Origin of the sequence: Pedobacter caeni, assembly GCF_900129215.1 — a bacterium.
In the GTDB taxonomy this organism is placed as follows: domain Bacteria; phylum Bacteroidota; class Bacteroidia; order Sphingobacteriales; family Sphingobacteriaceae; genus Pedobacter; species Pedobacter caeni.
This window is the reverse complement of the sequence record NZ_FQUQ01000002.1, coordinates 556,681-571,188: the sequence shown is the minus strand read 5'-3', so window position 1 is coordinate 571,188 and position 14,508 is coordinate 556,681. Positions and strand designations below refer to the sequence as shown.

At 42.1% G+C, this 14,508-nt stretch carries 14 protein-coding genes; 8 read left to right on the top strand and 6 right to left on the bottom strand.

All coding sequences use genetic code 11. The annotated features are described in order from the left end of the window. Positions 1–2: 2 nt before the first annotated feature. The 6 genes from BUC20_RS09850 to BUC20_RS09825 all read right to left on the bottom strand — a co-directional run bounded on the left by BUC20_RS09850 (position 3) and on the right by BUC20_RS09825 (position 7,195). Positions 3–956, bottom strand: coding sequence for a glycosyltransferase family 2 protein (locus tag BUC20_RS09850; protein ID WP_073230451.1), 954 nt, complete (start codon positions 954–956; stop codon positions 3–5). A 110-nt stretch (positions 957–1,066) separates the two neighbouring features. Further along, entirely contained in the window at positions 1,067–1,609 is a 543-nt protein-coding gene (locus tag BUC20_RS09845) for a DUF4199 domain-containing protein (RefSeq protein WP_073230450.1), read from the bottom strand. A gap of 18 nt (positions 1,610–1,627) precedes the next feature. Beyond that, positions 1,628–2,299, bottom strand: coding sequence for a hypothetical protein (locus BUC20_RS09840; protein WP_073230448.1), 672 nt, complete (start codon positions 2,297–2,299; stop codon positions 1,628–1,630). Next, entirely contained in the window at positions 2,292–3,554 is a 1,263-nt protein-coding gene (locus tag BUC20_RS09835) for a dihydroorotase (RefSeq protein WP_073230446.1), read from the bottom strand. The genes BUC20_RS09840 and BUC20_RS09835 overlap by 8 nt, the downstream gene beginning before the upstream one ends. Further along, complete coding sequence (locus tag BUC20_RS09830; protein WP_073230444.1) at positions 3,551–5,596, bottom strand: vWA domain-containing protein; 2,046 nt, start codon at positions 5,594–5,596, stop codon at positions 3,551–3,553. The genes BUC20_RS09835 and BUC20_RS09830 overlap by 4 nt, the downstream gene beginning before the upstream one ends. A 21-nt stretch (positions 5,597–5,617) precedes the next feature. Next, positions 5,618–7,195, bottom strand: coding sequence for a L,D-transpeptidase family protein (locus BUC20_RS09825; RefSeq protein ID WP_234994493.1), 1,578 nt, complete (start codon positions 7,193–7,195; stop codon positions 5,618–5,620). 290 nt (positions 7,196–7,485) lie between these two features. Here BUC20_RS09825 and hisG point away from each other — a divergent pair, with 290 nt between their 5' ends. From hisG to hisIE, 8 genes are read left to right on the top strand one after another with little or no spacing between them, the layout of a single operon-like run. Continuing rightward, complete coding sequence (hisG, locus tag BUC20_RS09820; protein ID WP_073230442.1) at positions 7,486–8,337, top strand: ATP phosphoribosyltransferase; 852 nt, start codon at positions 7,486–7,488, stop codon at positions 8,335–8,337. 6 nt (positions 8,338–8,343) lie between these two features. Continuing rightward, on the top strand, positions 8,344–9,630 hold the full coding sequence (hisD, locus tag BUC20_RS09815; protein ID WP_073230440.1) for a histidinol dehydrogenase: 1,287 nt from the start codon (positions 8,344–8,346) through the stop codon (positions 9,628–9,630). A gap of 1 nt (position 9,631) precedes the next feature. Beyond that, entirely contained in the window at positions 9,632–10,678 is a 1,047-nt protein-coding gene (gene hisC, locus BUC20_RS09810; RefSeq protein ID WP_073230438.1) for a histidinol-phosphate transaminase, read from the top strand. A 3-nt stretch (positions 10,679–10,681) separates the two neighbouring features. After that, a complete protein-coding gene (gene hisB / locus BUC20_RS09805; protein ID WP_073230436.1) occupies positions 10,682–11,815 on the top strand; it encodes a bifunctional histidinol-phosphatase/imidazoleglycerol-phosphate dehydratase HisB in 1,134 nt (377 codons plus the stop codon). Beyond that, the gene (gene hisH / locus BUC20_RS09800) at positions 11,815–12,408 is read left to right on the top strand and encodes an imidazole glycerol phosphate synthase subunit HisH (protein WP_073230435.1); all 594 of its coding nucleotides are present in this window, start codon (positions 11,815–11,817) and stop codon (positions 12,406–12,408) included. The genes hisB and hisH overlap by 1 nt, the downstream gene beginning before the upstream one ends. Position 12,409: 1 nt before the next feature. Next, positions 12,410–13,159, top strand: coding sequence for a 1-(5-phosphoribosyl)-5-[(5-phosphoribosylamino)methylideneamino]imidazole-4-carboxamide isomerase (hisA, locus tag BUC20_RS09795; protein ID WP_069380020.1), 750 nt, complete (start codon positions 12,410–12,412; stop codon positions 13,157–13,159). A 4-nt stretch (positions 13,160–13,163) separates the two neighbouring features. After that, positions 13,164–13,919, top strand: a complete 756-nt coding sequence (gene hisF, locus BUC20_RS09790) for an imidazole glycerol phosphate synthase subunit HisF (RefSeq protein WP_073230433.1) — start codon at positions 13,164–13,166, stop codon at positions 13,917–13,919. Further along, positions 13,916–14,506 carry a bifunctional phosphoribosyl-AMP cyclohydrolase/phosphoribosyl-ATP diphosphatase HisIE gene (gene hisIE, locus BUC20_RS09785; protein WP_073230432.1) on the top strand — a complete coding sequence of 197 codons (591 nt, stop codon included), beginning with the start codon at positions 13,916–13,918 and terminating at the stop codon, positions 14,504–14,506. Before hisF ends, hisIE begins: the two co-directional genes overlap by 4 nt. Positions 14,507–14,508 lie beyond the last annotated feature (2 nt).

Genomic DNA, 14,508 nt, shown 5'->3' with positions numbered 1-14,508 from the left:
GATTAAAGAATCTCCTTTTCTATCAGGTAAGCATTTCTTTCAGATGCATTACGTGTAACCAACTCTGCCACAAAACCCGTAAGGAATAGCTGTGAGCCCAATATGATGGCCACTAATGAAATGTAAAACAATGGCTGCTCGGTCACATCTCTTTTATAAGGGATCAGCATAGCAATATGATAGAGTTTCTCTCCAATCAGCCATAAAGCCATAAAAGTTCCCAGAAGGAAGCTGAATACACCCAATGAACCAAAGAAGTGCATTGGTCTTTTACCAAACTTACCTACAAAGAAGATCGACAACAAATCCAGGAAGCCATTGATAAAACGGCTCAGTCCGAATTTAGTCACCCCATATTTTCTGGCCCTGTGTTCTACCACCTGCTCACCGATCTTTTTGAAACCGGCCCATTTGGCGATCACCGGAATATACCGGTGCATTTCTCCATACACTTCAATGGTTTTCACCACATCATGACGGTATGCTTTTAGTCCGCAGTTGAAATCATTCAGTTGAATTCCCGACATCTTTCTCGTCGCGGCATTGAATAATTTGGTAGGAATGGTCTTGGTAATCGGATCGTAGCGTTTCTTTTTCCATCCGGAAATGATGTCCAGCTTCTCCTCTTTGATCCTGCGGAACAATTCCGGAATCTCATCCGGACTATCCTGCAAATCGGCATCCATGGTAATCACCACATCACCCTGTGCCGCTTCGAAAGCAACATTCAAGGCCGCAGATTTGCCGTAATTCCTTCTGAACTTAATGCCCTTTACAGCATCAAACTGAGTTTTTAAGTCCTCAATTACCGCCCATGAGGAATCTGTACTTCCATCATCAACAAACAGGATTTCATAAGAAAAGTTATTTTCTGCCATTACCTTGGCAATCCAGGAAGTCAACTCAGGAAGAGACTCGTCTTCATTATATAAAGGAACTACAATAGAAATATCCATGACTTTAATAACGTGCTACAAAAAAAGCAACGTGCAAATTTCATCAAATAAAATGATAAAACTGCACGTTGGCTATTTATAAATATATTGCCTTGGGGTTAAAATTTCGCTTAACCCGCTTCAAAAGGTCTGTCTTTCTTAAAAATGGCTGCACCAATCAGGCTCACGATCAATCCAACGATGGTATAGGTGATCGCTGTTCCGAAACCAATAAATAAGCCCATATAAGGACGCATCATCTCGATTCCTTTAATTTTCTGTTCATCGCCATCAGCCTGTTCTAATGCAACGTCCATCAATTCCGCTATCGCCGATTTATCAACAAAATAATAGATGATCTGCAAAAGGAAAAGAAAAAAACCAGCATAAGCAGCAGTTCTGAACCCCGCAGAAAATGCACGGGAAAAGGAAATATATCCTCCCAGTTCTTTCTTATGATTGGTCTGTACATAAGCAATGGCCAAAAAGAAAGGAACATAAGACAACAGCTGACTCACTACTTTCGATCCTGTAGATAAGTTCGGGTTTGCCCCGTTAATATTCAGGAATTTAAAAATAAAGATCAGGACAAAAAAGTAGATGGCAAATGCCAGTGCTGCCTGTAAGGCCAGCTTATTCGGTTTCTTCTCTAATTCTAATAAATTCTGTTGCATTGAAAAGCTTTTAAATGGTTAGTTTTTGTTAAAATTAGCAATTAACGTATAAACTGCAACATCGAACTCTTTGTTCGGGCTATATTCCTGTAAATCTGTGATCACTTGTTCACTCTCTTTTGGCTGATGGAAGAAGGCCATGAAAGGAATAAATAATTCTTTCATTTCATCTCCTATTTCAATCATTCCAACATGGCTGCAGATGTCTTCGATACTGCTTTCTACCAGGTTCTGGTTGCTGATCAGGTCTTCATAGATATGGAACTCGTCCTGGAACTCATCTTCTTCTACCAGTAAGAATTCTTTCAGGAAGTCGCCCAGCTCTGGCTTAATGCGCTCATCATGACATTCATTGATGTACAACAACAGATTCAAAAGCTCAGTACCCCTGTCAATCGTCTCCTCTTCAATATCTGCCCACTCATCCGATTCCAGGTAATCTTCTTCCAGTTTCTTCACATCATTGGCGAAGAAATTGATCATCAATAGATCAAAGAATACTTCTCTCAATTCCTCAAAAGCAGGATATTCGTTAAACACCTCATCGAACTCCTCTACTTTTTCAAGGAATCCAAGATCCTTACTAAATACTTCGATCAACCCCTCTTCTAATTTGATGGAATCTTTTCCAGATACCGCAGCAAATTTATCTAACGACGCAATTAGCGCTGTTCTTACATGATTATCCATATGATTGTAATTGTTTGTTGTTATATACCAGTTGAACTTTACCGGTTAGTTTTTTATTCAAAAGCGGCGTATTTGCTGATTTTGACTGATTGTTACCTGTATTGTATTCCCATTCCTTTGCAGGATGATAAACCGTAAAGTTGGCCGTTTCATTTTCTGCAATCACAGGCACAGGAAGCTTTAATAATTTGCGTGGATTGATGGATAGCTTTTCTGCGATCTGACCAGCATCCAGTCCCGCTTTAATCAATAGTGGCAGAACCGTTTGCAAGGCGATGATCCCATAAGAAGCGATTTCAAACTCTACTGCTTTAAATTCGATCTCCTGCGGACGGTGTTGTGAACATACCGCATCAATAGTCCCGTCTTTTAAGCCATTCAATAAAGCCTTGATATCTGATTTACCACGCAAAGGAGGTTTCACCTTATAATTGCTATCGAAATCATTTAAGAGTTCTTCCGTAAATACCAGGTAATGTGCGGCCACATCACAGCTGATCTTCACCCCATCTTTTTTTGCTCTTTTTATCAACGCTACCGATCCGGCAGTAGTGATATTGCTGATGTGCAATGGCGCATCATGATAAGTAGCCAGGAAAATATCCCTGCTGATGTGCATTTCTTCGGCCAATGCAGGAACACCTTTCATACCTAACAACACACTGGTTTTACTCTCATTGATTTGTGATTTACCCGCAATGGATTTATTTTCCGGATGAACCATCATCAGTCCGTTAAAGCCTTTTACATACTGCAACGCACGGCTCATGAATCCATCATCTGTGATCGGCTTGCTGCCATCAGAGAACGCAATGGCCCCGGATTGCTGCATATCGTACATCTCTGCCAGCTCTTTACCTTCCAGATCATGACTTACCGCACCAACCGGCAATACATCTACCAGGTTTCCTTTTGCTTTATTGAGGATATAGGCCACCTCTCCTTTGGAATGAACCACAGGTTTGGTATGTGGCAAAACAGCCAGTCCGGTAAAACCTCCCGACATGGCAGCTTTCGTTGCCGTTTCTATATCTTCCTTCGTTTCGAAACCCGGATCACCGATAGAGCAGTTCAGGTCAAAGAACCCGGGAGATAAGATTGCACCTGTTCCATCAAAAACTTCTTCCTTGTTTGCAGGCTTCAGGTTATTCCCAATAGCAGTAATCTTGCCCTGTTCTACACGTACATCACAAGTTTTTTGATTGAACTGGCTGTTTGGGTCGGCAATAGTTACGCCAGTGATGAGAAGATTCATGGTGTTTGTATGTTTTTTGTTTTATTAAAAAATCGGATCAATAGTATTTCAATGGCTAAAAAAACAACAGCCAAAATTAGGCAAAGTTTCCATAACTCTATGCTGTTATTTTTTGCCTGGATATTTAAAGACAAAGCATCTTTCTGAGAATTGTAAAGGGCAATCTTTTGCTTACCAAATAAGTCAGTCAGGTTCTGATCACTTGCATAATGCATGTCAGACTCTTTCCTGTTGTCATTAAAAGCGACTACAGCCAGTACCGAATCTGCTTTCTTTAAATCATAGAAGCCAGGTTTCCGAACCTGATCTGCAATATATAAGAGCGTCTTTCCTGGTGTTTGTCTGACTTCCGGAATGACTTCTGCCCCATCAGATTTTAAAGTCAGCGACTGGTTCGCCCCTAAAGAAATCTTCTGATGCTCCAGCAGATCACTTTCTCCGGAGGTATAATACAAAGGCTGTTCTTTAACACTTGAAAAGGCGATCTTGTACATCATCGGCACAAATACAGGGTGTCTGGACAAATTCCCGTCTTTAGGATCCAATGAACTGGCCGATAAATATATTTTGCCTGCTCCGGCAGGATACCTTGCAAAAAGGAATTGCCCAAGAGGCAATTGTAAAATCCCTTGTTTTCCTCCTGCATTTCTTTCCAGGTAACTGAAATACCGGGTCACGACAGGAAGGTCCATATTTGCAGGAACCTGATCAAACACATCCTTGAAAACAGGATCTTTCAATTCGATACTGCTCGTAATGGCAGGTCCGGAATTGAGTTGTTTTACAGCAGGTAAAGATAAAGCAGTTAGAAATGGGGTATACACCACACCGTTGGCATCAAGATCAGGAAAGATCACTACGGATCCACCGTTTTGCACATAACTTTTCAGTTGTTGTGCCAATCCTGAAGAAGGTTGTTTCAATCCACTGAGCACAATCAGGCTATACTCCCCAAAGCTGGAATACTTGATATTCGCTTCCGGCATCTCGCTGAGCTTGAAATAAGGATCAGCAGCAAACAAAGAAGAAATGAATTTCTGTGAAGGGTCCCCACTGATGTTTAACACCTTCATTTCTGTATTCACCTGGAAGCTAAAATTCAGGGCATCGTCAAAAGTGAGCGGAAAATCCTTGATAGACAACACTCCTTTTTGCCATCCTTTTTGTAATCCGCTAAAGGACAAAGTATCTTTTACAGATTTACCTGCTGCAACTTTGGTATTGCTGATGGCTTTCTGCTGATTGTTGATCGTTAATTTTATAGGAATATCTGCGGCATCTTCTTCTCCGTAATTGTGGAGCTGAACCACCAGCTGTTCTGCCTGATTGGGTTGATGTACCGGAGAAAGGCTCCATACACTGTCAACCGAAATATTGGGAAGGCTGTTTGCGTTTAATTTAATTAAGGAATAACGGATGTCTTTATCCGCCTGAACCGGTTGTATACCAACAAAGCTTTTCTGGAAATCAGAAAGCAGGTAAGCGATCTGATTCCTGTTTGTGCCACTTTCGCGTTGTAACCTGTTGATGACCTGTTGCAGGCTTCTGCCCGCTGAGGAAATCTTCAGTTCATCCAAAAGCTGTATAAATTCTTCTTTATTGACTGCCCTTTGATGCTTTCCTTCAAAATCATTACTGAGGAGCAGGAACTGATCGTTGAGCTGATAGGCCCCGGCAATTTCCTTAGCCTTCCTTTTGGCCTCATCGAGCAAACTCCCCTCCTTGTTGACCGTCTCCATACTGTAAGAGTTGTCAATATAGATACTGATCAGGTTTCGTTTTCCGGAATCACCTGCAGCCGACAATGGAATAAATGGCCTGGCGAAAGCAAGGACCAAAAACACCACCGCCAGGATCCTGCTGATCAGGACGAGTAAATGCTTTAGCTTTTCCCTGGAGGAGTTCTGTTCTTTGGCTTCCTTTAAGAATTGTACATTACTAAAATATACCTTCTTGAATTTCCTGAAATTAAATAAGTGAATTGCAATAGGAATGGCTATTGCCAGCAGTGCGAAAAGAAAACCTGGGTATAGGAAATTCATTAAAAACCAAAGGTAGAACTTTTACATGAATTTTTTCATAGCCAGCCATAAAGTTTCATCTAAACCATACACATCCGGTCTGAACTGGATGCTTCCGTTCTGCGACCATGCCGTGATGTAGTTGATTATCAGCGGCACAGGCTTTTTTGTTCCAAACCAGGTAGGTTTTAATTTAAATAAATTTACCGTATCTGCTTTCTTGGCAAGTTTCTTTCTGTAAGCATTCATCCTGTTGGTATCCAGTGGAGGAAGGTTCACTTCCATCCTCAGCTGATCGTATTGATATTTATCACGAACCAGGTTCTGCGCAAACTCCAGCGGCTTTTCTACGCGCACACAACCATGACTAATGGCACGGTTGGCTCTGTTAAATCCATTCTTGTTATTGGTATCATGCAGGTAAATGCTGGACCCATTGTCAAAGATAAACTTAAACTTCCCTAAAGCATTTCCGTTTCCTGAGCCTTGTTTAAACTGATAAGGTAAACGCTCTCTTGAATAATTGCTCCATTGAATGGTATCAGGTTCACCCACTATTTTTCCGTTACGGTATACATTAATGTTACTGTTCGAAAGATAATAAGGGTCTTTGCGGGCCATCCAGTAAATTTCATTCCTTGCAATACTCACCGGAATGTTCCAGATCGGATTTACCTGAATAGAATTCAGTTTGCTGTAAAGAATTGGTGTTTCGTGATTCTTAGGTTTATCATCCAGATTTCCGGTTTTTGCATACCTGGCAATCTTCTCAGCATATCCTTCTTCTCTTTTTCCACCCACACATACTTTCATATGGCTCACTGTATCTTCTTTATTAAACCAGGTAAGTGAAAAATCAGGAATGTTCACTTCCACATACTCCTTACCCATCTCGGGCAACTTCCACCTCAAACGTTCCATATTCACCAGAATGGTTTTTGCCTGATCACTTTTGCCCTGACCATCTGCTTTTAAAATATTAAACCTGCGTTGAAGTGCCAGGTATTGTTTGGAAGAAGGCTGAATATCTTTCAGCAGTTTCCCCAGATCTTTGGTGGCCAGCGCAGCAGACATACTGGCACTATCCGGACGTTTTACCGGCACATAGTACCTGGAAAAGATTTTACGTGGGTTAACCACCCCAAAATTCATGTAATTGTCATACTTGATGAGGGCCTCCGCAGCATTGAGCTCCAGATCAGCAATGACCGGATACACTTCTTCAATTTTTTCAAATTTATTCTCAGAAAGTTCCTTTAAAGCCGCTTCCAATTGTTTCTGACGGAAATTATCAGGATTAAAACCATGGTTTTCGCTTTTCCCGATATAAGCTTCCAGTGTATCCAGGGTCCCGACAGGGAAATACTGAGTCACCAGGCGGGGCTCATAATTATGGTTTACATAGAAGTTCTTTACTGTATTCGGGTTAGACAATTTGGCCTTTAACGAGTCATAGTGTTTCCTAAACACTACATTATAGGCAGCAGTATCAAAGTCTTTATATAATTTTCTGTCGAAATGCTCCGAGAGGATTAAACCGACTTCAGGAGTGTCTTTAAACCAGGAACAGCCATTTAACAGTAAACAAAAGGGGATCAATAAGAGTAACGCTTTTTTCAAGATGGTATTTTTTTGCAAAACTAGATGTTAATTATATTTATTGAAGCGATATAATCAAATAAAATGCCATATATATTTTGATTTGTAATTTGTATCTATATATTTGCAGCTCCACAACATGCTAGTCATTGTTGATTAAGGACTTAAATAGAATTATGAATCAAATTTTGAACCATCACTTACATTTGCACCATCGCCTGTCGGCGATGTATATGTAATGTTTTGTACTTCAAAACTTGTTTCGGAACTATCTTCTTGTCCAATAATCAATAAATTTCAACACAGCATAATTGAAAACACTTAAAATTGCTATCCAGAAATCTGGTAGACTAAACGAAAAATCAGTAGAGATTCTTAAAAATTGTGGTTTATCATTTGAGAACTACAAAAGCTCCCTTATATCCACCGTTACCAATTTCCCTTTAGAAATCCTTTTCCTTAGAGATGATGATATTCCTGAGTATGTTCAGGACGGCATCGCCGATCTTGGAATTGTAGGCGAAAATGTCATTGTAGAAGCTGGTGCTGAAGTAACTTACCTTCAGAAATTAGGCTTCGGAAAATGTACCCTTAAGATTGCCATTCCCAATGAAAGCAGAATCACAGAAATTGCACAACTGGAAGGCAAAGCAATCGCCACCTCTTATCCGGTGATCCTGGAGAAATACCTGAAAGAGAATCATGTAAATGCGGATATCAGAACCATCTCCGGTTCTGTAGAAATCGGTCCGGGATTAGGATTGAGTGATGCGATCTGCGATATCGTTTCTACCGGAGGAACCTTAAAAAGCAACGGATTGAAGCCTTTTTCGGAAGTGATGAAATCTGAAGCGGTCCTGATTGGAAGTAAAGGTTCGGAGTTGCTGCCGGAAGTTCAGGAATTGCTGCAGAGAATTCTGTCTGTTTTACGTGCTAAAGAAACCAAATATGTGGTGCTCAATGTGGCGAAAACAAACCTGAAAAAGGTGGTCGACTTATTACCGGGTGTAAAAAGCCCAACCGTAGTTCCATTGTTTGATGAAGAATGGGTGGCCGTTCATTCTGTAATTGCAGAGCACGACTTCTGGGAGAAGATCAACAGCCTGAAAGCTGCCGGTGCACAAGGAATCGTAGTCATGCCAATTGAAAAAATAATCGCCTAAAATCTAATGAAGACCTACAGCTATAAAGACTTATCTAAACAGGAAATCGAAAAGCTCTGCTTAAGACAACTCGAAGACGATAATAGCATCCAGGACCGTGTAAAGAACATTGTGGAACGGGTTAAAACGGAAGGTGATGCCGCCTTGCGCAATTATGCACAACAGTTTGACCAGGTTTCTTTAACACAGCTTTACCTTGGTAAAGAAGAAATTGAAAGCATTGCATCAACTATTCCTACTGCAGAAAAAGCAGCCATTGATACTGCTTACCAAAACATCAGAGCCTTCCACGCTGCACAAGCCAATTCAGAAGCTAAAATAGAAACCATGCCAGGTGTGACCTGCTGGCGCGAATCCAGAGCGATAGAACGTGTAGGACTTTACATTCCTGGTGGAACAGCAGTTTTACCCAGTACCTTCCTCATGCTTGGCATCCCTGCCGTATTAGCGGGTTGTAAGGAAATCGTGGTCTGCTCTCCTCCCCAAAAGGATGGAAAGACCAATTGCTACCTTGCCTATTGTGCATTAAAATTAGGTATAGAAAGAATTTACCTTGTTGGAGGTGCACAGGCTGTTGCGGCAATGGCTTATGGTACGGAAAGCGTTCCTAAAGTATACAAGATATTTGGACCGGGTAACCGCTATGTCACACAGGCCAAGCAACTCATCCAATCTACAACCATGACGGCTATTGACATGCCGGCAGGGCCATCAGAGGTTTTAGTCCTTGCAGATGAAACCGCCAATCCGGCCTACATCGCATCAGACCTTTTGGCTCAGGCGGAACACGGAACAGATAGCCAGACGATTTTAGTGGCTACTTCTCAAACCATCATAGAAAATACATTAAAACAGATTGAGTTACAGATCCGGGAGCTTCCAAGAAAAGACATTGCAGCAAAAGCTATTGAAAACTCCTATGCAGTTCTGGTGGACAGTCTGGAAGAAGGAATGGCCTTCAGCAATGCCTATGCTCCGGAACATCTGATCTTATCCACTACCGGGTTTGAGCCCCTGATCCCCTTGATCTACAATGCCGGATCGGTATTTCTGGGCAACCTGACTCCCGAAAGTGCCGGAGATTATGCTTCGGGAACCAACCATACCCTGCCCACAAGTGGTTTTGCAAAGGCTTATTCAGGAGTATCCCTGGATTCCTTCCTTAAAAAGATCACTTTTCAGCACATTACAGAACAGGGTTTAACCAATATCGGACAAACTGTAGAGGTCCTGGCGCAGGCCGAAGGCTTACAGGCACACAAGAATGCAATCACTATTCGTTTAAAATCATAAGATGGATATCAATAACTTACAACGGGAAAACATCAAAAACTTACGCCCCTACTCTACTGCAAGGGACGAATATAAAGGACAAGCCAGCGTTTTTTTAGATGCAAACGAGAATGGCTATGGCTCTCCGCTTGATCAGAATTACAACAGGTACCCTGATCCGCTGCAACTGGACCTTAAAGATGCACTGAGCAAAATTAAAGGTGTACCTATAGAAAATACCTTCCTTGGAAATGGAAGTGACGAAGCAATTGACCTCCTCTTCCGCGCCTTTTGCGAACCGGGAAAAGACAATGTGATCATTCTTCCTCCAACGTACGGCATGTATGAAGTATCGGCCAATATCAACAATGTTGAAGTCCGCAAAGTAAATCTTCTGCCAAGCTTCCAGCTGGACCTGGAAAAAATAGCTGAAGCCATCGACGAAAACACCAAGCTGATCTTCATCTGCTCCCCAAATAACCCAACCGGAAATTCTATTATCCGCACAGATATAGAAACGGTTCTGGCCAATTTCAATGGACTGGTGGTGATCGATGAAGCCTATATCAATTATGCAAAACAACGAACCTTTATTCCGGAATTAACGGAATATCCAAACCTGGTGATTTTGCAAACATTTTCTAAGGCCTGGGGCCTCGCCGCACTCCGTTTGGGAATGGCATTTGCCGCCCGCCCGGTGATCGATATCCTGAACAAAGTGAAACCTCCATATAACATCAACCAGGCCACACAGGACCTTGCTCTGAAAGCATTGGAAAACATCGGACAGGTGAACGACTGGATCAAGGTAACCGTCTCAGAAAGAGAAAGCCTGAGCCAGGAATTAGCCAGTCTCCCACTCGTAAAAAAAGTTTACCCTTCGGATGCCAATTTCATACTAATTGAAATCATTGATGCGTTGAAAACATATGATGAATTGGTAGAACAAGGCATCATTGTCAGAGACCGCTCTAAAGTAACCTTATGCGAAGGATGCCTTAGAATCACCATAGGAACCACCCAGGAAAATCAGATTCTTTTAGAAGCTTTGAAAGCGCTTAACCAATAAACCATGAAGAAAGTATTATTTATTGACAGAGATGGCACCCTCATTATAGAACCCGCTGATGAGCAGATCGACTCTTTTGAAAAACTGGAGTTCTATCCAGGATCACTGTATTACCTCTCAAAAATAGCGAAAGAGCTGGATTTTGACCTGGTCATGGTGACCAATCAGGATGGACTGGGAACAGACTCCCACCCAGAAGAAAGCTTCTGGCCGGTACACAACTTCGTCATGAAAACCTTTGCCAATGAGGGCGTAGTCTTCAGCGAAGTCATCATCGATAAAACCTTTGCACATCAAAATGCACCAACCAGGAAACCCAATACAGGATTATTACAGCATTTCCTGGAAGAAGGTTACGACCTGAAAAACTCTTTTGTAATCGGCGACAGGATCAATGATGTCGTTCTGGCAAAAAACCTTGGTGCAAAAGCCATCTGGTTGTCTAACAATCTGGACCTTGGCGCAAATGAAAACCTGGATAAAATAGAGACCCTTTCGGAAGTAATCGCTTTGAGGACCCAAAACTGGGAAGACATTTATACCATGTTAAAAGCAGGAACAAGAACGGTTCACCATGAAAGAAACACCAATGAGACTAAAATCAGTATTGATATTGACCTTGATGGCACCGGAAAAGCAGACATCGATACCGGTCTGAACTTCTTTAACCACATGCTGGACCAGATCGCGCGGCATGGCAGCATCGACCTGAAAATCAAAACCAATGGCGACCTTCATATCGATGAACACCATACCATTGAAGATACCGGAATCGCCCTTGGAGAAGCCTTTGCAAAAGCAATCGGCAACAAATTAGGATTGGAACGCTATGGCTTCTGCTTACCTATGGACGATTGCCTGGCCCAGGCAGCAATAGACTTTGGCGGAAGAAACTGGATCGTCTGGGATGCAGAGTTTAAACGTGAAATGGTAGGTGATATGCCGACAGAAATGTTTTTCCATTTCTTTAAATCCTTCAGCGATGCTTCAAAATCCAACCTGAACATCAAAGCGGAAGGAGAAAATGAACACCATAAAATTGAATCCATCTTTAAAGCCTTTGCAAAAGCAATTAAAATGGCCATTAAAAGGGATGCAGAGAAATTAGTCTTACCAAGTACTAAAGGCGTATTGTAATGATAGGAATTGTAAACTACGGTGCCGGCAATATCTTTTCCCTGACTTCGGCCCTGGAAAGACAGCACCTCCCCTATGGAATGGTCAATACCGAAGCTGATCTGGATAAATATACCCACATCATCATTCCCGGTGTGGGCCATGCGGGTGCAGCCATGAAAAAGCTGGAAGATACCGGCCTCGTAGAACCCATCAAAGCATTAAAAAAACCGGTTCTGGGCATCTGTGTAGGTATGCAACTCCTGACTGCCCATTCGGAAGAAGGAGATGCCACGATGATGAACGTTTTTCCTTTACAAACAAGGTTATTCAATAAGGATCAGGGAATTAAAATTCCACATATGGGATGGAATAACATCGATCACAAAAACAATCCCTTGTTCGAAGGTGTTGAAAACCTGACACAATTTTACTTTGTGCATTCGTACTTTATTGAATATAACCCTACTTTTGATATTGCGACTGCAAATTATGGGATGCCATTTTCTGCAGCAATACATAAAGATAATTTCTATGGCGTACAGTTCCACCCGGAAAAATCCGGTATCGCCGGAGAGCATTTATTAAAGAATTTTTCAAACTTAAAACAGTAAGATGTACATTATCCCTGCTATTGATATTTTAGATGGAAAAGTGGTTCGCCTGAGAGAAGGTGACTATAACCAGAAAACTGAATATGATGTTTCCATCGCCGAAATGATCGAAACCTACCGCTCTAATGGTACAGAGTTCATACATATAATTGATTTAAATGGTGCAAAAGGTGATTTCAGCAACCAGAAAGCACTTTTTGAAATCATCAGTAAGACAGATATGCGCGTACAATACGGCGGTGGTATCCGGACAATCGAACAGGTAACGAACTTATTAGATGCCGGAATTCATCGGGTTATTGTAGGTACTCAGGCCATTACCAACCCTGATTTCCTTGCAGAACTGAGCAAAGAAGTAGGCAAGAAGTACGATTACGCAAACAGAATTGTCATCGCTATTGATGTTTTGGACGAAGTGATCAAATACTCCGGATGGATGGAAAGCTCGCCAATCAAACTGATGGATTACGTTGATAAATGTTTACAACTGGGCTTCTTCCGCTTCCTGTGTACAGACATCAACAAAGATGGCAAACTGGGTGGCGCAGCAGTAGACTTATACAAGAAGTTATTGGAGCACTCTCCTTTCATTAAACTGATCGCTTCAGGTGGAATCAGCTCTATGGAAGACATTGAGGAACTGGCCAAATTAGATATCCGTTCTGTGGTTGTAGGTAAAGCCATCTATGAAAACAGGATCTCTATTGATGAGATCAAAGACTGGAACCTAAAGCAAATGACTTCCCTTTAAGCCGATGCTGAGCAAACGTATCATTCCATGTCTGGATGTTAAAGATGGCAGAACGGTTAAAGGCGTAAACTTCATTGACCTTAAGGATGCCGGAGATCCGGTAGAACTGGCCTGGCAATATGCGCAACAGGGAGCAGATGAACTGGTATTCCTGGACATCACAGCCACCCATGAACGTCGTAAAACGATGATCGAAATGGTGAAATCCGTTGCCCGCCAGCTGAACATCCCTTTTACGATCGGAGGAGGAATCACGACGGTTCAGGATGCAGAAGCCTTGCTCAATGCAGGTGCTGATAAGATCAGCATCAACTCCGCAGCAGTCAGAAATCCGGAATTAATCGAAGAACTGGCCAAAAACTTTGGCGTTCAGTTCGTGGTGGTTGCTGTAGACACTAAACTGGTTGAAGGACGCAATATGGTTCACCTGAATGGCGGCCGGCTGATCACAGAACTGGAAACAGAAAACTGGATCCGCAAAGCGGAAAGCCTGGGTGCAGGAGAAATCCTCCTCACCTCGATGGATCATGATGGCACCAAACAAGGCTTCGACTGCGGTTTACTGAATACCATCACTCAAATGATCAACATTCCCGTGATCGCCTCCGGTGGCGCTGGAAAGGTAGAACATTTCATAGAAGTCTTCGAAAAAACAGGCGTAGATGCTGCCCTTGCAGCTTCGGTATTCCACTTCGGTGAGATCCCTATCCCCGACCTGAAACAAAAATTAAAATACCACAATATACCTGTAAGGTTATGAATATAGATTTTGAAAAAACGGATGGGCTGGTCCCTGTAATTATACAGGATGAACAGACCCTGGAAGTTTTAATGCTGGGCTACATGAACCAGGAAGCATGGACAAAAACTCAGGAGGAAGGGAAAGTAACCTTTTTCTCGAGGTCCAAAAACCGCCTGTGGACCAAGGGTGAAGAAAGTGGGAACTTCCTGTTTGTCAAAGAAAGTCATATAGATTGCGACCGCGATACGATCCTGATCAAGGCCAGTCCGGTAGGCCCAACCTGCCATACCGGAAGCAGAAGCTGCTTCAAAACAGATTACAACCAAAACTTCCTTTTTGAACTGGAAAGTATCATCTCAGACCGCTATGAGAATCCTTCAGAAGAATCTTATGTGAACAAACTGCGCCAGAAAGGATTAAACAAAATTGCTCAGAAAGTTGGTGAAGAAGGCGTAGAAACTGTTATTGCTGCGCTTAACGAAACCGATGAGGATTTTGTAAATGAAAGTTCTGACCTGATTTTCCACTTATTGGTTTTACTGAAAGAAAAAGGAAAAAGCCTGACCGAAATCGCACAGAACCTCGAAAAAAGACACCGCAAATAAAT